Source organism: Streptomyces sp. NPDC017056 (genome assembly GCF_044332485.1).
In the GTDB taxonomy this organism is placed as follows: Bacteria; Actinomycetota; Actinomycetes; order Streptomycetales; family Streptomycetaceae; genus Streptomyces.
In genome coordinates, this window is the sequence record NZ_JBIRPD010000001.1 from 592719 (window position 1) to 614738 (window position 22020).

Below are 22020 nucleotides of genomic sequence, written 5' to 3' on the forward strand. Positions count from 1 at the left end.
GGCAGGAATTCGATAGTTCTTGGCGCTATGCCGCAAGCATGCCAGTACCGGTCCGGCCTAGCGTCGGATCATGTGAACGAACCCGTCGAATCCGCTTCCGCTCCCCCGCGCACCGGCCGCCCACCCGGCCCCGAACCTGACCCCGGCCCCGAACCTGACCCCGGCCCCGAACCTGCCCCCCGCCCCGGCCCCGGCCTAACCCGCCGTACGGCCCTCGTGCTCGCCTTCACGAGCGCCGTCACTGCCGCCAACGTCTATCTGAACCAGCCGTTGCTGGGGGCTGCCGCCGACTCGTTCGGCGTGTCCCCCGACGTTTTGGGCGCCGTGCCCACCGCCACCCAGCTCGGCTACGCAGCGGGCATCCTGTTGCTGGTGCCCGCGGGTGACAGCCACGACCGGCGGCGGCTGATCCTCGGCCTCGGCGCGGCCTCCGCCCTCGCGCTCGCCGCCTGCGCGCTCGCGCCCACCGTGACGTGGCTGGTCGTGGCCGGTTTCGCGGTCGGGATGCTGTCTCCCGTACCGCAGTTGGTCACACCGCTTGCCGTTGCGCTGGCGGCGGGCGGCGGGGAGGCGGGCCGGGGACGGGTCGTGGGCACCGTGCAGGCCGGGCTGCTGGTCGGGGTGCTGGCGTCCCGCGCGTACGCGGGGGCGCTGGCGGAGCAGGTCGGCTGGCGGGCGGTGTTCGGCTGCTCGTGCGTCCTGACGCTGCTGACCGTGCTCGTACTGCGCCGGGCCCTGCCCCGTGTTCCGGCGGTCGCGGCCGCCTCGTACCGGTCGACGCTCGCCTCGCTGCCGCGGCTGTTCGCCGCGCACCCGGCGGTCCGGCGGATCACCGTCTCCGGCGCCCTGGTGGGCATCGCGTTCGGCGCGTTCTGGACGACGCTGACGTTCCTGCTGGAGGGGGAGTACGGGTACGGGTCCACGGAGATCGGGCTGTTCGGGCTGGTGGCGGCGGCGAGTGCGCTGGCCTCGCCGTACGCCGGGCGGCTGGCCGACCGGCTCGGCCGGCGGGGCGCCATGGCGGCGCTGATCGGGCTGGTGATCGTGGGCTGGCTGCTTCTGCTGCCGGGCGGCAGCGGCCTGGCCTGGCTGCTGGCGGGGGTGGTCGTGCTGGACGTCGGTGTCTGGGGCAGTCAGGCCGCTTCGCAGGCGGCGCTGTTCGGCCTCGACCCCGCGGTGCACAGCCGCCTCAACACCCTCTACTTCACGCTGCGCTTCCTCGGCATCGCCGTGGGGTCGCTGGCCGGGACGGTGGCCTGGTCGGGCGGCGGCTGGCCCGCCGTGGTGGCCACCGGGGCCACCACGGCGCTGGCCGGGCTGCTCGTCGCGGTCAGTCCTGACCGGCTGCGCCGTCGTCGTCCCTGACCGGCTCGCACAGCACCGTGACGATCTTGTTGCGGCGACCGGCCGGGGCCTCGGCGGTCAGCCGCAGCGCCTTGGGCGACAGGGCGGAGGCGCTGTCGCCGAGATCGATCACGGCCGTGGCGCCCGCGATGGGCACCCGGCCCAGCTGCTTGGCGAGCAGGCCGCCGACCGTCTCCACGTCCTCGTCGTCCAGCTCGGCGAAGCCGTACAGCTCGCCGAGGTCGCCGATGTCGAGACGGGCGGTGACGCGGTAGCGGCCGCCGCCCAGGTCCTCGACGGGCGGCAGCTCCCGGTCGTACTCGTCGGTGATCTCGCCGACGATCTCCTCCAGGATGTCCTCGATCGTCACGATGCCGGCCGTGCCGCCGTACTCGTCGATGACGACCGCGACGTGGTTGCGGTCCTGCTGCATCTCGCGCAGCAGGTCGCCGGCGTTCTTCGTGTCGGGCACGAAGACGGCGGGCCGCATGGCCGTGGAGACCAGCTCGGTTTCGGCGTCCCGGCTGATGTGGACCTTGCGGGCGAGGTCCTTCACGTAGACGATGCCGACGACGTCGTCCTCGTTCTCGCCGGTCACCGGGATACGGGAGAAGCCGGAGCGCAGCGCGAGGGTCAGCGCCTGGCGGATGGTCTTGAAGCGCTCGACCGAGATCAGGTCCGTGCGCGGCACCATCACCTCGCGTACGAGGGTGTCGCCGAGCTGGAAGACGGAGTGCACCATGCGGCGCTCCTCGTCCTCGATCAGCGACTCCTTCTCCGCGAGGTCGACCAGCGAGCGCAGCTCGGCCTCGGAGGCGAAGGGGCCCTGGCGGAAGCCCTTGCCGGGGGTCAGCGCGTTGCCCAGGAGGATCAGCAGCCGCGGGATCGGGCCCATGATCCGGGCCAGCGGCAGCAGCACGTACGCCGCGGCCGTGGCGGTGTTCAGCGGATGCTGGCGCCCGATCGTACGGGGCGAGACGCCGACGGCTACGTAGGAGACCAGCACCATCACGGCGATGGCGACGGTCAGCGCCTGCCAGGTGCGGTCGAAGGACCGCAGGCAGGCGTACGTGACCAGCACGCCGGCCGCCATCTCGCAGCCGACGCGCACCAGCAGGGCGACGTTCAGGTAGCGGACGGGGTCGGCGGCGACGGCGGCCAGCTTCGCGCTGCCGCGCCGCCCGGACCGTACGGCCTCCTCGGCGCGGAAACTGGTGGTTCGGGCGAGGCCCGCCTCGGCGCACGCCGCGAGCCAGGCGACGACGACGAGGAGGACCGCGACCGCTACGAGTTGGGTGGTCACCGGGTCACCAGCCGTCAGGTGACGGTCGGGGCCGGGGAGGGCCCCGTCAGGCCGCGCTCGGCACGCCAGCCGTCGACGATCGCCGCCTGGAGGCCGAACATCTCGGCCTTCTCCGAGGGCTCTTCGTGGTCGTAGCCGAGCAGGTGGAGGACGCCGTGCACGGTCAGCAGCTGGAGTTCCTCGTCCATGCTGTGGCCGGTCGGCGCCTCCTCGCCCTGCTTCTTGGCGACCTCGGGGCACAGCACGATGTCGCCGAGGAGCCCCTGCGGGGGCTCCTCGTCGTCCTTGGCCGGCGGACGCAGCTCGTCCATCGGGAAGGACATGACATCGGTCGGTCCTGGGAGGTCCATCCACTGGATGTGGAGCTGTTCCATGGCGTCGGCGTCGACGACGATGACCGACAGCTCGGAGAGCGGGTGGATGCGCATCCGGGCCACGGCGTAGCGGGCGATGTCCAGGATCGCCTGCTCGTCGATGTCCGTTCCGGACTCGTTGTTGACGTCGATCGACATGTAGTGCTGCTTCTCGTTTCTCAGGTCACTTGCCGTTGCGGCTGTCGTACTTCTCGTACGCGTCGACAATACGGCCGACCAGCTTGTGCCGGACGACGTCGTGGCTGGTGAGCCGCGAGAAGTGCACGTCGTCCAGCCCCTCCAGGATCTCCTGGACCTGCCGCAGACCGCTCTTCGTACCGCCGGGCAGGTCGATCTGTGTGACGTCACCGGTGATGACGATCTTCGAGTCGAACCCGAGGCGGGTCAGGAACATCTTCATCTGCTCGGGGCTGGTGTTCTGCGCCTCGTCGAGGATGATGAAGGCGTCATTCAACGTCCGGCCACGCATATAAGCCAGCGGCGCCACCTCGATCGTGCCCGCCGCCATCAGGCGCGGGATCGAGTCGGGGTCGAGCATGTCGTGCAGGGCGTCGTACAGCGGGCGCAGGTACGGGTCGATCTTCTCGTAGAGCGTGCCGGGCAGGAAGCCCAGGCGCTCGCCCGCCTCGACCGCGGGCCGGGTCAGGATGATGCGGTTGACCTGCTTGGACTGCAGGGCCTGCACCGCCTTGGCCATGGCGAGGTAGGTCTTGCCCGTGCCGGCGGGGCCGATGCCGAAGACGACCGTGTGGTGGTCGATGGCGTCGACGTAGCGCTTCTGGTTGAGCGTCTTGGGGCGGATGGTGCGGCCCCGGTTGGACAGGATGTTCTGGGTGAGCACCTCGGCGGGGGTCTCGCTGCCCGCGCCGCCGTTGCCCGCCGAGCGCAGCATCGCGATGGAGCGCTCCACCGCGTCCTCCGTCATCGGCTGGCCGGTGCGCAGCACCAGCATCATCTCGTCGAAGAGGCGCTGGACCAGTGCGACTTCGTCGGCGTCGCCGACCGCCCTGATCTCGTTGCCGCGCACGTGGATGTCGGTGGCAGGGAACGCGTTCTCGATGACCCGCAGCAGCGCGTCTCCCGACCCCAGGACCGTGACCATCGGGTGCTTGGCCGGGACGGTGAACTGGGCGTGCGCCTGCGGTCGTGTAGGTGTCTGAGTCATGGGCCGGCTCTGTGGCCTGCTCATCCCCCATTCGTTGCGCTGCTAGAGCTGTCTGCAGCTCGGCTCCTTGGGATACCAAGGGTACGACGGTGCACCGACAAGCCCGAAGCGTTTTCCGGTGTTCCCCGGCCCGGTCCGGTGTGCCCCCGGCGGCGGGACCCGGGCGCGGCCGCTCACGCGGGGCGGCGGAACCCGAGCGTGGGCAGGGCGCGGGCCAGCGGCCAGGAGCGGGCCGCGGTGGGCAGGAGCGCGTCCAGGAAGGCGTAGCGGCGGCGCAGCGCGGCCGCGTCCCGGACGCACGCCGCGCCCGTACCGTCCGGCGTCCGCCCGTACGCTTCCGCCGCCGTCACCCGCTGCCACCACGCGGCGATCTCCACCCACCCCGGCGCGGACAGCGAGCCGCCGAACTCCTGTACGGACAGCGCGGCGGTCAGCCCCGCGAAGGCCAGCCGGTCGGCCAGCGGCCACCCGGCCAGGGCGCCGGTGACGAAGCCCGCCACGAAGACGTCCCCGGCGCCGGTCGGGTCCATCGCCTCCACGGCGATGGCGGGCACCTCGGCGGTCTCGCCGGTCCCCCCGTCCACCGCGTACGCGCCCTCTGAGCCCAGCGTGACCACGGCGAGCGGCACCAGGTCTGCCAGCTTGCGCGCGGCGGCGCGCGGGCAGTCCGTGCGGGTGTAGCGCATCGCCTCCTCCGCGTTGGGCAGGAACGCCTCGCAGTGCTCCAGCTCGGCGAGGTCGGCCGGGTCCCAGCGGCCGGTGTCGTCCCAGCCCACGTCCGCGAAGATGCGGCTGCCGCGCCGGGCGGCGCAGCCGAGCCAGCCCTCGCGGCCGCCGCCGGGCTCCAGCGAGGCGACGCAGGCCCGGGACGGCGGCGGGCAGCCCGGCGCGTGCTTGCCGTCGAAGGCGGTGCGGGCGGGGCCGGTGGGCGCCTCGTGGCCGTGCGAGACCATCGTGCGCTCGCCTTCGTAGGCCATGGAGACGGTGACCGGCGAGTGCCAGCCGGCGATGGTGCGCGACATCGACAAGTCGACGTGTTCGCCCTGCTCCAGCGCTTCCCAGCAGTACTCGCCGTACATGTCGTCGCCGAAGGCGGCGGCGAGCGAGGTGCGCAGGCCCAGGCGGGCCAGCGCGGTCGCCATGTTGGCGACGCCGCCGGGGCTGGAGCCCATGCCGCGCGCCCAGGACTCCGTGCCGCGCACGGGCGCCGAGTCCAGGCCGGTGAAGATGATGTCCAGGAAGACGGTGCCGGTGAGATAGACGTCGGTGGGCGGATCGCCCCCGGCCCGTACGGCGGCGAGCGGGTCGAGCGCGGGCGCCGGGCCCGGCGGTACGTGGCTGGCCGGACCGCTGCCCGCGGGCCGCTGGACTTCGTGTGCGCTCACCGTGCCTGCCCCTCTCCTTCGTGCACGTGACGCCAGTCTGCCCGATGCTGCGGTACGTTCCGGCCCATGAGGCTCACGATTCTGGGCGGCGGGGGTTTCCGGGTACCGCTGGTCCACCGCGCCCTGCTGGACGATCCCGCCGGGTCCGTGTCCGAGGTGACGCTGTACGACACCGATCCGCGCCGGGCGGCGGTGATCGCGTCCGTTCTGGCCCGGCAGGCGGAGCGGCGGACCGGCGGCGGGCGGCCGTCTCCCGTACGCGTACGGGTCGCCGACTCCCTCGACGAGGCGCTGCGCGGCACCGACTTCGTCTTCTCCGCGATCCGCGTCGGCGGCACCGCGGGCCGGGTCGCGGACGAGCGCATCCCGCTGGACGCGGGCGTGCTGGGGCAGGAGACGGTGGGCGCGGGCGGCGTGCTGTACGGGCTGCGCACGGTGCCCGTGGCGCTGCACGTCGCCGAGCGGGTGGCGGCGCTCGCGCCGGACGCCTGGGTCGTCAACTTCACCAATCCGGCCGGGATCGTCACCGAGGCGATGTCGCAGGTGCTGGGCGAGCGGGTGATCGGCATCTGCGACTCGCCGGTCGGGCTGGTGCGGCGCGCCGCGCGGGCCGCGGGCGCCGACCCGGACCGGGTGACGTACGACTACACCGGCCTCAACCACCTCGGCTGGCTGCGCTCCCTGACCGCCGAGGACGGCACGGACCTCCTGGGCGCGCTGCTCCGGGACGCCGAAGCGCTCACCTCCTTCGAGGAGGGCAAGCTCTTCGGCGCCGACTGGCTGCGCGCGCTGGGCTCCATTCCCAACGAATACCTGCACTACTACTACTTCCGCCGCGAGACGCTCGCCTCCGTGCAGAACGCGGCGCAGACCCGCGGGGAGTTCCTGGACCGGCAGCAGGGCGGCTTCTTCGAGGCAGCGTCCGGCGCCTCTCCCGAGGAGGCGTACGCGCTCTGGGAACGCACCCGGCTGGAGCGCGAGGAGACGTACATGGCCGACAGCCGGGAGGCGACCGGCGGCTGGCAGCGCGACACCTGCGACCTGGAAGGCGGCGGCTACGACCAGGTGGCGCTGGCCGTCATGCGCGCCATCGCGGGCGACCGGCACGCGCGCCTGATCCTGAACGTACGCAACGGCACGACGGTGCCGCAGCTCGCGCCCGAGGCGATCATCGAGACGGTGTGCGAGGTGGACGCGCACGGCGCGCGGCCGCTGCCGTGCGCGCCGCTGCGCGAGGACCAGTTGGGCCTGATGCTCCAGCTCAAGGCCGTCGAACTGGCCACGGTCGAGGCGGCCGAGTTCAAGGACCGGGACGCGGCGCTCCGCGCGATGGCGCTCCACCCGCTGGTGGACTCGCCGGCGGTGGCCGCCCGCATCCTGGAGCGGGCGGCCACACTCTGACGTCCCCGGGGGCTCAGTGCCCCCGCTTCACCCACTCCTCCAGGTGCGGCGCCTCGGCGCCGATCGTCGTCCCGTCGCCGTGCCCGGTACGGACCTCGGTCTCCGGGGGCAGCGTCAGCAGCCGCTCCCGGATCGACTCGACGATGGTCGGGAAGTCGGAGAACGACCTTCCGGTGGCGCCGGGGCCGCCCTGGAAGAGGGTGTCGCCGGTGAAGACCGTGCCGTGCTCCCCGAGGTCCGGCGCGTACAGGCAGACCGCGCCCGGCGCGTGCCCCGGCGTGTGCAGCACGGTCAGGTCGACGCCGCCGATGGTGAGCACCTGGCCGTCCGACAGCGCCTCCTCCGGCGCCCGGTCCGGGTGGGTCTGCTTCCACAGCGGCAGGTCGTCCGGGTGCAGGTAGACGGGAGCGCCGGTACGGGCGGAGAGTGCCGGGGCCGCGTCGACGTGGTCGTTGTGCGCGTGGGTGCACACGATCGCGCGCAGCGTACGGCCGTCGAGCGCCTCGAAGATCGCGTCGGCGTCGTGCGCCGCGTCGATGACGACGGCCTCGATGTCGTCGCCGACGATCCACACGTTGTTGTCGACGTCCCAGGTGCCGCCGTCGAGCGAGAAGGTGCCGGACGTGACGAGGTGGTCGATGCGGGCCGCCATCACAGCACCACCACCGAGCGCAGCACGTCACCCTGGTGCATCCGCTCGAACGCCTGCTCAACGCCGTCGATGCCGATCGTCTCCGTCACGAAGCCCGCCAGGTCGATCCGGCCCTGCTGGTGCAGGTCGACCAGCATCGGGAAGTCGCGGGACGGCAGGCAGTCGCCGTACCAGGACGACTTCAGCGCGCCGCCACGCCCGAACACGTCCAGCAGCGGCAGCTCCAGCTTCATCTCCGGCGTCGGCACACCCACCAGGACCACCGTGCCGGCCAGGTCACGCGCGTAGAACGCCTGCTTGTACGTCTCCGGGCGCCCCACCGCGTCGATCACGACGTCGGCACCGAAGCCGCCGGTCAGCTCGCGGATGGCCTCGACGGCGTCCGCCGCGCGCGAGTTGACGGTGTGGGTGGCGCCCATCGTCTTCGCGGTGGACAGCTTGCGGTCCTCCACGTCCACGGCGATGATCCGCGACGCGCCGGCCAGCCGGGCGCCGACGATCGCCGCGTCGCCCACGCCACCGCAGCCGATGACGGCGACGGAGTCACCGCGGCTCACGGCACCCGTGTTGATGGCGGCGCCGATACCCGCCATCACGCCGCACCCGAGCAGCCCGGCGACGGCCGGCGACATCTCCGGGTCGACCTTGGTGCACTGCCCCGCCGCGACCAGCGTCTTGTCCGCGAAGGCGCCGATGCCGAGCGCGGGCGTCAGCTCGGTGCCGTCCTTGAGCGTCATCTTCTGCTTGGCGTTGTGCGTGTCGAAGCAGTACTGCGGCCGGCCGCGCAGACACGCCCGGCACTGCCCGCACACCGCCCGCCAGTTCAGGATCACGAAGTCACCGGGGGCGACGTCGCTCACGCCCTCCCCCACGGCCTCCACGACGCCCGCCGCCTCGTGCCCCAGCAGGAACGGGAAGTCGTCGTTGATCCCGCCCTGCTTGTAGTGCAGGTCGGTGTGGCACACCCCGCACGCCTGCACCTTCACCACGGCCTCTCCCGGCCCGGGATCCGGCACCAGGATCGTCTCCAGCCGCACCGGCTCGTTCTTGCCCGGCGCGATGACGCCTCGCACTTCCTGTGCCATCGGGACAGCTCCCTCCAAAGATCACGTACGGGATGAATACGGTACGCGCCCCCGGCGCCCGGAGCGCCGGTCCGCCGGCGGTCGCGAAGCGCCGCTCACCACCGCGGTACCCGGGGTGTCATCCAGCCGGGGTCGGCGGCCCGCATCGCCGCCGCGTCGTCACGGTCCCGGAACGTGCCGTCGTCGGACAGCCAGCGCTCGTGGAGGGCCGCCAGGCGGTCGCGGTCGAGGGTGACGCCGAGCCCCGGGGCGTCGGACACCGGCAGTGCGCCGCCGGTGAAGGCGAGGCGTTCGGTGAGGACGTCCTCCGTCTGCCAGGGGTAATGCGTGTCGCAGGCGTATTGCAGGTCGGGGACGGTCGCGGCGACGTGGGTCATCGCGGCGAGGCTGATGCCCAGGTGGGTGTTGGAGTGCATGGACAGGCCGACGCCGAAGGTGCGGCAGATCGCGGCGAGGTCGCGGGTGTTGCGCAGGCCGCCCCAGTAGTGGTGGTCGCAGAGGACGACTTGGACGGCGTCCCGGGTGAACGCTTCCCGGACCTCGGCGAAGGTGGTCACGCACATGTTCGTGGCGAGCGGCAGGTCCGTACGGGAGGCGACCTCGGCCATGTGGGCGGTGGTGGCGGCGGGGTCCTCCAGGTATTCGAGAACGTCCCGGAGTTCGCGGGCGACCTTCACGGATGTCGCGACGCTCCAGGCGCCGTTGGGGTCCAGGCGCAGGGGACGGCCGGGGAAGGCGGTGGCCAGGGCCCGTACCGCCGCGATCTCCTGCGCTGGCTCGAAGACGCCGCCTTTCAGCTTGAAGGAGCCGAAGCCGTACGTGTCGCGGAAGCGGCGGGCCTGGGCCACGATGCCGGGCGGGTCGAGCGCCGCGCCCCAGTCGTCGGGTTCGCCGCGGCCGCCGGGGTGCCCGGCCCAGCGGTAGAAGAGATAGGCGCTGTAATCGACGCGGTCGCGGACCTTGCCGCCGAGGAGGGCGTGCACGGGCAGGCCGGCGAGCCGGCCCCACGCGTCCAGGCAGGCGACCTCGAACCCCGAAAGGACGGACAGCCGCAGCTTGTCGGCGGTCTGCACGCCGCGCAGGCCGCCCGCGCCGACGTCCCCGGCCCCGGTCGCGGCCGGGGAATCCCCGCAGACCTCGGCCGCGAGCCGCGGCAGCGCGTTCAGGTCCGTGACCGGGCGGCCGATCAGCGCGTCGGCCAGGGGGCGGGCGAGGTCGAGGTACTTCGTGTCGCCGTAGGTCTCGCCGAGCCCGGTCGCGCCGCCCGCCGTGGTCACTTCGATGATCAGGCGGGGCGTGTAGGGCTGGTGGACGCCCTGGGTGTTCAGCAGTGGCGGGTCGGCCACGAGCACCGGGGTGAGGCGGATGGCGGTGACGGCGGTGGAGGCTGCGGCCTCACGCGACGCCGCTGTCTGTGTATGTAGACATGATCCGTCCATGGGAACGGAGCGTAGGGACGCGGGACGAAGGGCGTCAATGGGCAGCCGCCGCGGCCCCGCCACCACTCCGCGGCGTCCGGGTGCGGTACGAGTGGCCCAGCTCCGGACCGAGCCCGAAGTAGTGGCGGAAGTTGTAGACGAGCGGGCTCCAGGCGGCGGGATCGACGTGGTCGGTGCCGGGCACGACGATGCGGGAGTCGGCATGGACCTTGCACACGGCGGCCTCGACGATGACGAAATCGCCGGAGAGGTCCGGCCGCACCCGCTCGGCGCGGGCCTCCAACTGGAGCGGGCACTCGGCGACGCGCGGCGGCCGCACCAGGTGCGACGGCGCTCCGGTCAGGCCGGCCGCGGCGAACTTGTCCGGTGCGTAACGGCAGCCCGCCGGCTTGCCCGGAGGCACCGGGTTCCGGCCGGTGAGCGGCGCCAGCCGCTCCACCGCGGGCCACAGGCCGGGGTCCGGCAGGCTGAGCACCAGGCCGGGGCGGCTGCCGAGGTTGCGCGCCGTCTGCCCCTCGCGGCCCAGCCCGAGCACGACCGTCCACCCGAGCGCCCAGGCGGAGGAGACGGGCGCGAGGTTGCACGTTCCGTCCTCGTTCTCCGTCGATACGAGGACCACCGGCGTCCCGAAGTACAGGACGCTCGGAGCGATCTCCAGGTGGGCGGCGGGTGGCTCCGTGCGTACGGCGGCGGCAGGTGCTGTGGTCATGGCGGGGAGCCTAGGAGCCGGTCGTTTCGGCCGAGGCCGAAGCAATCACCTGGGACAGGTCCAACCCTCCCGGCCTCAGCCTTTACCAACCGTTGAATCTTCGCGCGTAGATGGCCGCATAAACGCTCTGTTAAACCTAGGTGGCCCCCACCGGTTCACCTAGGAGCAGCACATGCGCCACCCCCTCCTCACCCGCCGCCGTGTCCGCCTCGGCGCCGCGGCCGTCACGGCGGTCGTCGCCGGCACCGCGGCCTTCGGAGTCGGCCAGGCCACCGCCGAGCACTCCGTGCCGCGCACGGACAAGGAGGTCCCGAACCTCACGCAGGTGCAGGACAAGATCAAGGCGTACTACGGCGACACGGTGACCGCCGACGGGCAGCACTACGCGTCGCCGAGCAGCAACTACGCCAAGCAGGTGCGCGGCATCACCGACTCGGCCCGGCGCTACCTGGCCAAGGCCGCCGACAAGCGGCACCACGGCAAGAAGCCCGCCATCGTCCTGGACATGGACGACACCACGCTGCTGACGTACAACTACGAACTCCAGGTCGGCTTCCACCACACCGAGGCGGCCCAGGACAAGTACCTGGCGAGCACCGACATGCAGCCGGTCTTCGGCATGGACCGCCTCGTCAACTGGGCGCGCGCCAAGGGCTACGAGGTCTTCTTCGTCACCGGCCGCAAGGAGGCGCAGCGCGAGTGGAGCGTGCGCAACCTCAAGAACGTGGGCTACGGCGTCCCCCTCGACCGCTCCCACGTCTACCTCAAGGACAAGAAGAACCCGCCCGCCTACCTGCCGTGCGGCGCCAACTGCTCCACCGTCGAGTTCAAGTCGGGCACCCGCAAGCACATCGAGTCGCAGGGCTACGACATCGTCGCCAACTTCGGCGACCAGTACAGCGACCTGAACGGCGGCTACGGCGACAAGACGTTCAAGCTGCCCAACCCGATGTACTTCCTGCCCTGACCCGCCGCAGGCGTGCGCGTCCTCAGGTGCGCTTGGGCACCGGGACGCGCATCAGGTCGCGGGCGATGGTCAGCTCGCCCGCGAAACCGGCCGCCCGCGCCTGCCGCTCGAACTCCGCGGGGTCCGAGTAGCGCTGCGAGAAGTGGGTGAGGACCAGGTGGCGCACGCCCGCGTCGGCCGCGGCACGCGCCGCCTGGCCCGCCGTCAGGTGCCCGTGGTCCGCGGCCAGCCGCACGTCCTCGTCGAGGAACGTCGACTCGATGACGAGCAGGTCACAGCCCTCGGCGAGCGCGTGCACCCCGTCGCACAGCCGGGTGTCCATGACGAAGGCGAAGCGCTGCCCCCGCCGGACCTCGCTGACCTCGTCGAGGGTGACACCGTTCAGCGCCCCGTCGCGCTGGAGCCGGCCGACGTCCGGCCCCGCGATCCCGTGCGCGGCGAGCCGCTCCGGCAGCATCCGGCGCCCGTCCGGCTCGACCAGCCGGTAGCCGTACGACTCGACCGGGTGGGAGAGCTTGCGCGCCTCCAGGACGTACGACGGGGTACGGGCCAGCACCCCGTCGGCGGCCACCGGCTCCTCGGCCAGCGGCACCGTCTCGCGGTAGGCCGTGGCGTACCGCAGCCGGTCGAAGAAGCGCCGGCCGCTCGCCGGGTAGTGCGCGGTCACCGGGTGCGGCACCCGGTCCAGGTTGATGCGCTGGATGACCCCGGCGAGCCCGAGCGAGTGGTCGCCGTGGAAGTGCGTGACGCAGATCCGGTTGAGGTCGTGCGCGGCGACCCCGGCGCGCAGCATCTGGCGCTGCGTACCCTCGCCGGGGTCGAACATGATGCCCTCGCCGTCCCAGCGCAGCAGGTAACCGTTGTGGTTGCGGTGCCGGGTGGGCACCTGGCTGGCAGTGCCGAGGACGACGAGTTCGCGTGCGGACAAGGTGCCGTGACTCCCGACCCGGTCAGACCAGGCGCTGGAGGTCGCGGCCGCCCAGGACGTGCGCATGGGCGTGGAAGACGGTCTGGCCCGCGCCGGGGCCGGTGTTGAAGACGATGCGGTACCCCGTCCCGTCCACCTTCTCGTCGGCGGCCACGGCGGCGGCCTCGCTCAGCACCTCGCCGGCGATCCGCGGCTCGGCGGCGGCCAGCTCGCCCGCGTTCGGGTAGTGCACCTTGGGGATCACCAGGACGTGCGTCGGGGCCTGCGGGCTGATGTCCCGGAAGGCGACGGTCGTCTCGGTCTCCCGCACGATCGTCGCGGGCACCTCGCCGGCCACAATCTTGCAGAACAGGCAGTCGGCCTGCGGTTCTCCCGCCACCGGTGGGCTCCTCCCGGGTCGTCGGCCGGTACGCGGCGGCCCGGGTGTCCAGAGCCGGCCCGTACCGCGCCGTGTCGCGTCACCATCACGTCTACGGGTCCGGATGTTACCGGGCCGCCCGCGCGGGGTGGGGCGGCGGCCGGTCCGGAGGCCGGGACGGAGGCCGGTCCAGAGGCCGGGACGGCGGTGCGCGGGGCCGACGGGAGATGGCCCGGGCGGTGATCGGCCAGTGGCCGGCTAGTGGTCGGCGGCCCAGGTGTGCTGCTGGTCGTCGGAGTGCTGGTCCTGGTTGCCGTCCTGCTGGTCGCCCTGGCCGTCGTGGCTGCCGTCGTCGTGCCCGTGGCCGTCCTGCCCCTGCCCGTCGTTACCCTGCCCGTCGTCCGAACAGGTGTCGCTGGGCGACGGGTCCGGATCGGGGTCGGGGTCCGGATCCGGGGTCGCCGTGACGGTGACCGTCACGGGCGGCGTGCCCGGCGGCTCGGCGGTCGGGTGGCCGCTGCTGGGCGGCTGGACCGTGCGGGTGACCGTCGGACGCGGATTGCCGGTCGGCTCGTCCGCGGCGCAGTCGCCCAGCACGCTCACCCGGAAGACGACCTGCCCGGCGACACGCGCGGTCAGCGAGCCCCGTACGCAGCGCCCGTCGACCTCGGAGGTGACCCGCCCGGTGATGGTGATCTTGCTGCCCCGGGCGGTCTGGCCCTGGCAGTCGACGGTGGCGACCGACTTCCGCTGCGCGGTGGCCGTCGGGTTGACAGTCTCCCGCTGGTCTCCTTGCAGCGTCGCCGTACAGCTCAGCCAGCTCACGTTCACGCCGGCGCTCTCCAGCGCCCGCGTCCCCGCCTGGTCGGTGGTGACGGCGATCGACGCGGTGTTCAGCCCGCCGACCGGCTCGCACGCGGACACCGCGACGACAGCGGCGCCCGCGGCGCCCACCGCCGCCAGCAGCCTGCCACGCCGGCCCCCGCCGAACCGGGCCCCCGCGAGCGGCGCCCGTCCGGTCCGTACGTGCCGCACCCGCCCGTGCCCTGCGTCTCGTAAGCGCCCCATGGCCCTCATGCCCGGCAGCTTCCCACCGCCGCACGCGGACCGACAGTCCCGGCTCGGCCAGTGTGCGCCGCGGCCCGCGCGGCCCGCCGCGTTACGCCCGTACGCGTCCCGCCGCGGGCGCCGCCGACTTCACTAAGCTGCTCCCCACAGGCCGTCATTTCGCCCACCACCAGGAGTTATCCACCATGGCAACCACCCGCACCGCGAACACCCACTGGGAAGGCAACCTGATGGAGGGCAAGGGCAGCGTCGCCCTGTCGTCCTCCAACGTCGGCACGTTCGACGTGAACTGGCCGGCCCGCGCCGAGCAGCCGAACGGCGTCACCAGCCCGGAGGAGCTGATCGCGGCGGCCCACTCGTCCTGCTACTCGATGGCCTTCTCGCACGGCCTCGCGGGCAAGGGCTACACCGTCGCGGCGCTGGACACCAAGGCCGACGTGACCTTCCAGCCGGGCGAGGGCATCACCGGCATCGTGCTGACCGTCAAGGCCAGCGTGCCCGGCCTGTCCGAGGAAGACTTCCAGGCCGCGGCCGAGGACGCCAAGAAGAACTGCCCGGTGAGCCAGGCGCTGGCCGGCGTCAAGAACATCACCCTCAACGCCGAGCTGGTCTGACCCTGCAAGGGTCTTAGGCTCCAGGGCCCTTAGGACTTTCAGGGGCCTCCAGGAGCCTTCGGGTTTTCAGGGAAGAACGGCGGCCCGCGACGCCAGACGCCGCGGGCCGCCGCCCACCCCCGAAAACGCCCTCAACTCCAGCGGCCCGTACGGCCCAACAGCAGCGCCGTGGCCGCCGTACCCGCCGTGGACGTCCGCAGCACGCTCCAGCCCAGCCGGTACGCCTTGGCGCCCGCCTCCTCGAAGGCCGCCAACTCCTCCGGGGAAACCCCGCCTTCGGGCCCGACCACGAGTACGATCCGCCCGCTGCCCGGCAGTTCGGCGGAGGCCAGCGGCGCGCTCCCCGCGTCCCGGTCCTCGTGCAGCACGCCGGCGAAGTCCGCCTCCGCGAGCAGCGCCGCCACCTGCTTGGTCGACATCAAGTCGGTGACCTCGGGAAACCGCAGCCGGCGCGCCTGCTTGCCCGCCTCACGGGCCGTGTTGCGCCACTTGGCGAGGGACTTCGCGGCCCGCTCGCCCTTCCACTGCGTGATGCAGCGCGACGCGGCCCACGGGACGATGCCGTCCACGCCGGTCTCCGTCATGGTCTCCACGGCCAGTTCGCCGCGGTCGCCCTTGGGCAGCGCCTGCACGACGGTGATACGCGGGGCGGGCTCCGGCTCGGTCTGCGCGCCGGTCACCTCGACGACGAGCCGGTCCTTGCCCTCGGCGGCCCGCACCACGCCCACCGCGCCGCTGCCGCGCCCGTCGGTCAGCACCACGTCCTCGCCCGCGCGCAGCCGGCGCACGGAGACCGCGTGCCGGCCTTCCGGCCCGTCCAGCACGGTTTCGCCCGGCCCGGGAACGCTCTCGACGAGGAACACCGGCGCCGTCACAGCGCACCTCCCAGCTCGCCCGGGAACCCTTGCCCGGCCTGATAGTCCTGCTCTTCCAGCGGCCCCGCTTCGTGCGTGCCCCCGGAGGCCAACCCGGCGCGCGCCGCGTCCAGTTCGGCCATCAGCACCTCGACCAGCTGCGCGGCCGGCAGCTGCCGCGCCATCCGGTGCCCCTGCCCCGCCCACAGCGCCAGGCCCTGGGCGTCGCCGGTCCTGGCCGCGGCCTTGCGCAGCTCGGAGGTGAGGTGGTGCACGGCCGGGTACGCGGCGGGGGCGTACGGGCCGTGCTCGCGGAGGAAACGGTTCACCAGGCTGCGCGCCGGGCGCCCGGTGAAGGCCCGGGTCAACTCCGTACGAGTGAACAGGGGGTTGGTCATCGCCTGCTTGTGCAGGTCGTTGGCGCCCGACTCCGGAGTGACCAGGAACGCCGTACCGAGCTGCGCCATGGACGCGCCCGCCGCCAGCACCGCGGCGATCTGCGAGCCGCGCATCAGGCCGCCCGCCGCGACGACCGGTATCTGCACCGCCTCGCGGACCTGCGCGACCAGCGACAGCAGCCCCAGCCCGGCACCGGTGCCGTCGGCGTGCGGGTCGTCGCGGTGGGTGCCCTGGTGGCCGCCGGCCTCGACGCCCTGCACGCAGACCGCGTCCGCGCCGGACCACTGCGCGGCCTGCGCCTCGGCCGCCGTGGTGGCGGTAACGATCGTGTACGTACCGACCTTGGCGAACCCGTCGAGGACCTCCCGGGACGGACAGCCGAAGTGGAACGAGACGACCGGCACCGGGTCCTCCCGCAGGATGGCCAGCTTCGCCTCGTACCCGTCGTCGGCGCCGCCGTACGGATCGACGTCGTCCAACGGCGTCTCGTACCAGGCCGCCTCGCCCGCGAGCTGCTCGCGGTAGACCTCTACGGCCGCGTTGTCGGCGAGCGAAGGCTGCGGCATGAAGAGGTTCACGCCGAAGGGCCGGTCGGTCAGCCCGCGCAGCTGCTTGATCTCCTGGTACATGCCGTCCGCCGTCTTGTACCCGGCGGCCAGGAAACCGAGCCCGCCGGCTCCGGACACGGCGGCGACCAGCTCCGGGCGGGCGACACCGCCTGCCATCGGGGCCTGCGCGATCGGATAGCGGCAGAGATCGGTCAGCGCTGTGGGCATGCCCACATCGTGTCACGCCGACCGCGGGGGGCCGAACCGGGGCCGGACGCACCAAGATCAAACACGTCCGGCGATCAGGGCAGTTCGGACGGAACGCCGAACGGCGGCCGGACCAAAGAGCCCGACCGCCGTCCACCAGCTACCGCTACTGCTATCGCTACCGGGCGCTACCGCCCGTTGAACGCATCCTTGAGCCGCGAGAACAGTCCTTGCTGCCCCGGCTGACGGTGCCTGCCCGGGGGACAACCCCCGGACCCCCGGCACAACGACTCGCCTACCGCCCGTTGAACGCATCCTTGAGCCGCGAGAACAGCCCCTGCTGCCCCGGCTGGAACTGGCCCGTCGGGCGTTCCTCGCCGCGCAGCTTGGCGAGCCGCCGCAGCAGCTCCTCCTGCTCCGCGTCCAGCTTCGAGGGCGTGATGACCTCCACGTGCACGATGAGGTCGCCGCGTCCGTTGCCGCGCAGGTGCGTGACGCCCCGCCCGTGCAGCGGGATCGACTGGCCGGACTGCGTGCCCGGCCGGATGTCGATCTCCTCCATGCCGTCCAGCGTCTCCAGCGGGCACTTCGTGCCCAGCGCCGCCGCCGTCATGGGGATGGTGACCGTGCAGTGCAGGTCGTCGCCGCGCCGCTGGAAGGTCGGGTGCGGCAGCTCGTGGATCTCCACGTACAGGTCGCCGGCCGGACCGCCGCCCGGGCCGACCTCGCCCTCGCCCGCGAGCTGGATGCGGGTGCCGTTGTCCACACCTGCCGGGATCTTGACCGTCAGCGTGCGGCGCGACCGGATGCGGCCGTCGCCGGCGCACTCCGGGCACGGAGTCGGCACGACCGTACCGAACCCCTGGCACTGCGGGCACGGCCGCGAGGTCATGACCTGGCCCAGGAAGGACCGGGTGACCTGCGAGACCTCACCGCGGCCGCGGCACATGTCACAGGTCTGCGCCGAGGTGCCCGGCGCCGCGCCCTCACCCGAACAGGTCGTACAGACGACCGCCGTGTCCACCTGGATGTCCTTGGTGGTCCCGAAGGCCGCCTCGTCCAGTTCGACGTCCAGCCGGATCATGGCGTCCTGGCCGCGCCGCGTACGGGACCGCGGTCCGCGCTGCGACGCCGTGCCGAAGAACGCGTCCATGATGTCGGAGAAGTTGCCGAAGCCCGCGCCGAAGCCGCCGGCCCCGCCGCCGCCACCCGCCTGCGAGAGGGGGTCGCCGCCGAGGTCGTAGACCTGCTTCTTCTGCGGATCCGACAACACCTCGTAAGCGGCGTTGATCTCCTTGAACCGCTCCTGGGTCTTCGGATCCGGGTTCACATCCGGGTGCAGCTCGCGGGCCAGCCGCCGGAAAGCCTTCTTGATCTCGTCCTGCGAGGCATCGCGTCGTACGCCCAGGACCGCGTAATAGTCCGTGGCCACTTACGACTCCGCCAGGATCTGTCCGACGTAACGTGCCACTGCGCGTACCGCTCCCATCGTTCCGGGGTAGTCCATGCGGGTCGGTCCGACCACGCCGAGTTTGGCGACTGCCTCGTCGCCCGAACCGTAGCCGACCGCGACGACCGATGTGGACGTCAGGCCCTCATGGGCATTCTCATGCCCGATGCGTACGGTCATGCCGGAGTCCTTGGCCTCCCCGAGCAGTTTGAGGAGCACCACCTGCTCCTCAAGGGCCTCCAGCACCGGCCGGATGGTCAGTGGGAAGTCGTGCCCGAAGCGCGTGAGATTGGCGGTACCGCCGATCATCAGCCGCTCTTCGGTCTCCTCCACCAGAGTTTCCAGCAAGACCGACAGGACTGTCGAGACCGTCCCCCGGTCCTCCTGCTCGAAGGACTCCGGAAGATCCTGCACGAGCTGCGGCACATCCGTGAAACGCCGGCCCACCACGCGGCTGTTCAGCCGCGCCCGCAGGTCCGCCACGGAAGTCTCCCCGAACGGCGCCGGGCAGTCCACCAGGCGCTGCTCGACGCGACCGGTGTCCGTGATCAGGACCAGCATCAGCCGGGCCGGGGCCAGCGACAGCAGCTCCACATGGCGCACCGTGGACCGCGTCAGCGACGGGTACTGCACGACGGCGACCTGCCGCGTCAGCTGCGCCAGCAGCCGTACCGTGCGCCCCACCACGTCGTCCAGGTCGACGGCGCCGTCCAGGAAATTCTGGATGGCGCGCCGCTCGGGGCTGGAAAGCGGCTTGACGCCTGCCAGCTTGTCGACGAAGAGGCGGTAGCCCTTGTCCGTCGGGATGCGTCCCGCGCTCGTGTGCGGCTGGGCGATGAAACCCTCGTCCTCCAGCGCCGCCATGTCGTTACGGACCGTGGCGGGCGAGACACCGAGCTGGTGCCGCTGGGTCAGCGCCTTGGAGCCGACCGGCTCCTCGGTGCCGACATAGTCCTGGACGATGGCGCGCAGCACTTCGAGCCTGCGTTCACTGAGCATCGCGCACACCTCCAGTCCGGCCGTTCCACCGGCGCGCGGCCGGGTTCTTCCGGGTCGTCTTCCCTGGCACTCATCAGGTCCGAGTGCCAGACCCTGACCAAGTGTACGGCCGGGTCACCTGGGCAGGGCAAGGGCGGCGGTACCGGAACCGTGTCCCCGGCACCTGCGAAAGACGTACCGCGGACGTAGCCGGGCAGCCGCGGCCCCCGGCCCGGCGGGCAACGCTATCGCGATGCGGCTAGCGTCTCGGTATGCGTACGACATGGGAAGAAGCCGGGTGGGAACGGCTCGGCGCAGGCGTCGGGCGCCGCCGGATGCCCGGCTGGGACGAGACGGTCGGCGCCGTCGTCGGCTCGTCCGGCGTGCTGATCGTCGACACCGGCGCAACCCTCCGCGACGGGGCCGAGCTGCGCCGGCAACTGCGCGCCGTCGCGGGCCGGGAAGTGACACACGTCGCGCTGACCCACCCCCACTTCGATCACGTGCTCGGCACCGCGGCCTTCGCCGGAGTCCAGGTCTACGGCGCCGCGGGCCTCGACGAATACCTCCCGCGCGCCCAGGACGACCTGCGGCGCAGCGCCGTGTCGTACGGCGTGGACCCGGACGCCGCCGCGGAGGCCGCCGACGTCCTCGTCCACCCGCACCACCTCGTCTCCGGCGAACGCACCGTCGACCTCGGCGACCGCCAGGTCCTCCTCGCCAACGCCGGCCCCGGCCACACCGCCTACGACCTGGTGGCCGTCGTCCCCGGCACCCACGGCTCACCCGACGTCGTCTTCTGCGGCGACCTCGTCGAAGAGTCCGGCGAGCCGCAGGCGGGCACCGACGCCGTCCCCTCCCGGTGGCCGGCCGCCCTGGACCGGCTGCTGGCCCTCGGCGGGGAGGACGCGGTGTACGTACCCGGGCACGGGGCTGCCGTGGATGCCCGATTCGTCCGTGAGCAACGCGACGCACTCCGCCGCCGCTTCGGCGTGTCGCGCCACTGACCGGCCATCCCTTCTTATCGTCAGTCCAATGCGCAGCAGACAGTACGGACCGGACCTCACCCCGCCGTGGAAGAAGCAGCAGCCGGCCCCCGAGGTCGCGGCGGAACCGGACCTCGTCGTCGAAGAAGCCGCCACCGGATTCTGCGGCGCGGTCATCCGCTGCGAGAAGACCGCCGAAGGCCCGACCGTCACCCTCGAAGACCGCTTCGGCAAACACCGGGTCTTCCCGATGACCCCGCGCGGCTTCCTCCTGGACGGCAAACCCGTCACCCTCGTACGCCCCACCGCCCGCCCGGCCACCCGCGGCCCGGCCCGCACCGCCTCCGGCTCACTCGCCGTCCCCGGCGCCCGCGCCCGCGTCGCCCGCGCCGGACGCATCTACGTGGAAGGCCGCCACGACGCCGAACTGGTCGAACGCGTCTGGGGCGACGACCTGCGCATCGAAGGCGTGGTCGTCGAATACCTCGAAGGCATCGACGACCTCCCCGCCATCGTCCGCTCCTTCTCCCCCGGCCCCGACGCCCGCCTGGGCGTCCTCGTCGACCACCTCGTACCCGGCTCCAAGGAATCCCGCATCGCGGCCTCCGTCACGGACCCGCACGTCCTGGTCGTCGGCCACCCCTACATCGACGTCTGGGAAGCCGTGAAACCGTCCTCCGCCGGCATCCCGGCCTGGCCGTCCGTCCCCCGCGGCCAGGACTGGAAAACCGGCGTCTGCCGCGCCCTCGGCTGGCCCGAGAACACCGGCGCCGCATGGCAGCGGATCCTCGCCTCGGTCCACTCCTACAAGGACATCGAACCGGCGCTGCTGGGACGGGTGGAAGAACTGATCGACTTCGTCACGGCCGGGAGTGCGGCTTAGCGCCGGGGAGCGTCTGGAACTCGCCGGTGTCCAGCTTCACGCCCAGCAGGTCGAGCGGCACGGGGTCGCCGAACTTGGTGATGCGCTGCACCGCGTAATCCGCGTCCTCGCCGCCGCCGGTTGGCTCGGTCAGCAGGACGCACTGGGCCATGATGGGGTCGATGACCAGGTAGGCGGGGATCTTGCCTGCGGCGTAGATGCTGCGCTTGAGGCGGTAGTCACGGTCGATACTCGTCTTGGAGACGACTTCGACGAGCAGCGTGACGACTTCGGAAGGGAGCAGCCGCCCGGACGCCGGTCCGGAGTCACGGTCCAACACGACCAGGTCCGGCTGTGGCTCGCTGGTTTCGCTCAGCAGGTCGATGTCCTGCGTCTGGAGACAGTCCCATCGATCCGGAATCTGTCGTAGGACCCTCAGCACGATCCGGTTGTGCACCAGATCCGGCCCGGCCATCATCACAATTTCCCCCCGCAGGAGCTCCGCCTTGAATCCCTCGGGGACCTCAAGGTCCTCGAAGAACGCGACGAGGGGGTGAGTGGCCGGTCGGTCATCCACAGCCGTCATCTCCGTGGTCCTCCGCTTCACGCCGTCGTCCCGGTACGACAGCAGGCTAGGGACCAGCGTAGGGCGATCCGCACGGGACGCACATGATTCACCCTGGTGAGTGATCAGCGCGGCGTTCGCGCTTCGCGCGGGGTTGCGGTGCGCGCTTCGCGCGGGGGTGCGCTGGTTTCGTTGTGGGTCGGGGCCGCGCAGGGGGGGGTGACTCCCCCCCCCAGCCTCCGGCCGGGGGGACCCCCACACCGCACTCGCGCGAACCATGTCTGGAAAGCTGAACCTGGTGTAGCGAGCTGTCGGCTGCGGGGACACCCCCCTGCACGTCCCCTCCGGCCGGTTCGGCAGCCCCGCGCGAGTGGGGGTG

General features: G+C 72.3%; 22 protein-coding genes. 6 read left to right on the forward strand and 16 right to left on the reverse strand.

Annotation, left to right across the window (positions count from 1 at the left end; genetic code table 11):
- Positions 1-72 precede the first annotated feature (72 nt).
- The gene (locus tag ACH4OW_RS02775; RefSeq protein WP_398024386.1) at positions 73-1365 is read left to right on the forward strand and encodes an MFS transporter; all 1293 of its coding nucleotides are present in this window, start codon (positions 73-75) and stop codon (positions 1363-1365) included.
- Here the strand turns inward: ACH4OW_RS02775 and ACH4OW_RS02780 are convergent.
- The 4 genes from ACH4OW_RS02780 to ACH4OW_RS02795 all read right to left on the reverse strand — a co-directional run bounded on the left by ACH4OW_RS02780 (position 1331) and on the right by ACH4OW_RS02795 (position 5571).
- Positions 1331-2647 carry a hemolysin family protein gene (locus ACH4OW_RS02780; RefSeq protein WP_360122304.1) on the reverse strand — a complete coding sequence of 439 codons (1317 nt, stop codon included), beginning with the start codon at positions 2645-2647 and terminating at the stop codon, positions 1331-1333. The genes ACH4OW_RS02775 and ACH4OW_RS02780 overlap by 35 nt on opposite strands.
- A gap of 14 nt (positions 2648-2661) precedes the next feature.
- The gene (gene ybeY, locus ACH4OW_RS02785) at positions 2662-3159 is read right to left on the reverse strand and encodes an rRNA maturation RNase YbeY (protein WP_360122307.1); all 498 of its coding nucleotides are present in this window, start codon (positions 3157-3159) and stop codon (positions 2662-2664) included.
- A 25-nt stretch (positions 3160-3184) separates the two neighbouring features.
- Positions 3185-4186: a PhoH family protein gene (locus ACH4OW_RS02790; protein WP_360122310.1), complete on the reverse strand. Its 1002-nt coding sequence runs from the start codon at positions 4184-4186 to the stop codon at positions 3185-3187.
- A 173-nt stretch (positions 4187-4359) separates the two neighbouring features.
- Positions 4360-5571: a PfkB family carbohydrate kinase gene (locus ACH4OW_RS02795; RefSeq protein WP_360122313.1), complete on the reverse strand. Its 1212-nt coding sequence runs from the start codon at positions 5569-5571 to the stop codon at positions 4360-4362.
- Between the two features lie 66 nt (positions 5572-5637).
- On the opposite strand from ACH4OW_RS02795, the gene ACH4OW_RS02800 reads away from it, so the two are divergent.
- On the forward strand, positions 5638-6972 hold the full coding sequence (locus tag ACH4OW_RS02800) for a 6-phospho-beta-glucosidase (protein ID WP_398024389.1): 1335 nt from the start codon (positions 5638-5640) through the stop codon (positions 6970-6972).
- Positions 6973-6985: 13 nt separating this feature from the next.
- On the opposite strand, the gene ACH4OW_RS02805 is transcribed toward ACH4OW_RS02800, so the two are convergent.
- The 4 genes from ACH4OW_RS02805 to ACH4OW_RS02820 all read right to left on the reverse strand — a co-directional run bounded on the left by ACH4OW_RS02805 (position 6986) and on the right by ACH4OW_RS02820 (position 10857).
- Positions 6986-7624 carry an MBL fold metallo-hydrolase gene (locus ACH4OW_RS02805; protein WP_360122319.1) on the reverse strand — a complete coding sequence of 213 codons (639 nt, stop codon included), beginning with the start codon at positions 7622-7624 and terminating at the stop codon, positions 6986-6988.
- A complete protein-coding gene (locus ACH4OW_RS02810; protein WP_360122322.1) occupies positions 7624-8709 on the reverse strand; it encodes an S-(hydroxymethyl)mycothiol dehydrogenase in 1086 nt (361 codons plus the stop codon). Before ACH4OW_RS02810 ends, ACH4OW_RS02805 begins: the two co-directional genes overlap by 1 nt.
- Positions 8710-8804: 95 nt before the next feature.
- Positions 8805-10148: a glucarate dehydratase family protein gene (locus ACH4OW_RS02815; protein WP_398024392.1), complete on the reverse strand. Its 1344-nt coding sequence runs from the start codon at positions 10146-10148 to the stop codon at positions 8805-8807.
- Between the two features lie 34 nt (positions 10149-10182).
- Entirely contained in the window at positions 10183-10857 is a 675-nt protein-coding gene (locus ACH4OW_RS02820) for a flavin reductase family protein (RefSeq protein WP_398024394.1), read from the reverse strand.
- A gap of 172 nt (positions 10858-11029) precedes the next feature.
- Between ACH4OW_RS02820 and ACH4OW_RS02825 the strand changes: the two genes are divergently transcribed.
- The gene (locus ACH4OW_RS02825) at positions 11030-11824 is read left to right on the forward strand and encodes an HAD family acid phosphatase (RefSeq protein WP_398024396.1); all 795 of its coding nucleotides are present in this window, start codon (positions 11030-11032) and stop codon (positions 11822-11824) included.
- A 22-nt stretch (positions 11825-11846) separates the two neighbouring features.
- On the opposite strand, the gene ACH4OW_RS02830 is transcribed toward ACH4OW_RS02825, so the two are convergent.
- The 3 genes from ACH4OW_RS02830 to ACH4OW_RS02840 all read right to left on the reverse strand — a co-directional run bounded on the left by ACH4OW_RS02830 (position 11847) and on the right by ACH4OW_RS02840 (position 14178).
- Positions 11847-12752 carry a ribonuclease Z gene (locus tag ACH4OW_RS02830; RefSeq protein WP_398024398.1) on the reverse strand — a complete coding sequence of 302 codons (906 nt, stop codon included), beginning with the start codon at positions 12750-12752 and terminating at the stop codon, positions 11847-11849.
- Between the two features lie 22 nt (positions 12753-12774).
- Entirely contained in the window at positions 12775-13131 is a 357-nt protein-coding gene (locus ACH4OW_RS02835; protein WP_360122337.1) for a histidine triad nucleotide-binding protein, read from the reverse strand.
- A 237-nt stretch (positions 13132-13368) separates the two neighbouring features.
- Positions 13369-14178, reverse strand: coding sequence for a hypothetical protein (locus ACH4OW_RS02840; RefSeq protein ID WP_398024400.1), 810 nt, complete (start codon positions 14176-14178; stop codon positions 13369-13371).
- Between the two features lie 185 nt (positions 14179-14363).
- Here ACH4OW_RS02840 and ACH4OW_RS02845 point away from each other — a divergent pair, with 185 nt between their 5' ends.
- Positions 14364-14792 carry an OsmC family protein gene (locus ACH4OW_RS02845; protein ID WP_398024402.1) on the forward strand — a complete coding sequence of 143 codons (429 nt, stop codon included), beginning with the start codon at positions 14364-14366 and terminating at the stop codon, positions 14790-14792.
- A 131-nt stretch (positions 14793-14923) separates the two neighbouring features.
- Here the strand turns inward: ACH4OW_RS02845 and ACH4OW_RS02850 are convergent, their stop codons facing one another.
- The 4 genes from ACH4OW_RS02850 to hrcA form a co-directional block, all read right to left on the reverse strand.
- Positions 14924-15667 carry a 16S rRNA (uracil(1498)-N(3))-methyltransferase gene (locus ACH4OW_RS02850; protein ID WP_398024403.1) on the reverse strand — a complete coding sequence of 248 codons (744 nt, stop codon included), beginning with the start codon at positions 15665-15667 and terminating at the stop codon, positions 14924-14926.
- Positions 15664-16821, reverse strand: coding sequence for a nitronate monooxygenase (locus ACH4OW_RS02855; protein WP_398024405.1), 1158 nt, complete (start codon positions 16819-16821; stop codon positions 15664-15666). Before ACH4OW_RS02855 ends, ACH4OW_RS02850 begins: the two co-directional genes overlap by 4 nt.
- 274 nt (positions 16822-17095) lie before the next feature.
- Positions 17096-18232: a molecular chaperone DnaJ gene (dnaJ, locus tag ACH4OW_RS02860; RefSeq protein ID WP_360122352.1), complete on the reverse strand. Its 1137-nt coding sequence runs from the start codon at positions 18230-18232 to the stop codon at positions 17096-17098.
- On the reverse strand, positions 18233-19249 hold the full coding sequence (gene hrcA / locus ACH4OW_RS02865) for a heat-inducible transcriptional repressor HrcA (RefSeq protein WP_360122355.1): 1017 nt from the start codon (positions 19247-19249) through the stop codon (positions 18233-18235).
- A gap of 251 nt (positions 19250-19500) precedes the next feature.
- Here hrcA and ACH4OW_RS02870 point away from each other — a divergent pair, with 251 nt between their 5' ends.
- Entirely contained in the window at positions 19501-20235 is a 735-nt protein-coding gene (locus ACH4OW_RS02870) for an MBL fold metallo-hydrolase (RefSeq protein ID WP_398024408.1), read from the forward strand.
- 28 nt (positions 20236-20263) lie between these two features.
- Complete coding sequence (locus tag ACH4OW_RS02875; protein WP_360122361.1) at positions 20264-21097, forward strand: DUF3097 domain-containing protein; 834 nt, start codon at positions 20264-20266, stop codon at positions 21095-21097.
- Here ACH4OW_RS02875 and ACH4OW_RS02880 read toward each other — a convergent pair.
- Positions 21075-21662, reverse strand: a complete 588-nt coding sequence (locus ACH4OW_RS02880) for a Uma2 family endonuclease (protein ID WP_398024410.1) — start codon at positions 21660-21662, stop codon at positions 21075-21077. The genes ACH4OW_RS02875 and ACH4OW_RS02880 overlap by 23 nt on opposite strands.
- Positions 21663-22020: the final 358 nt, after the last annotated feature.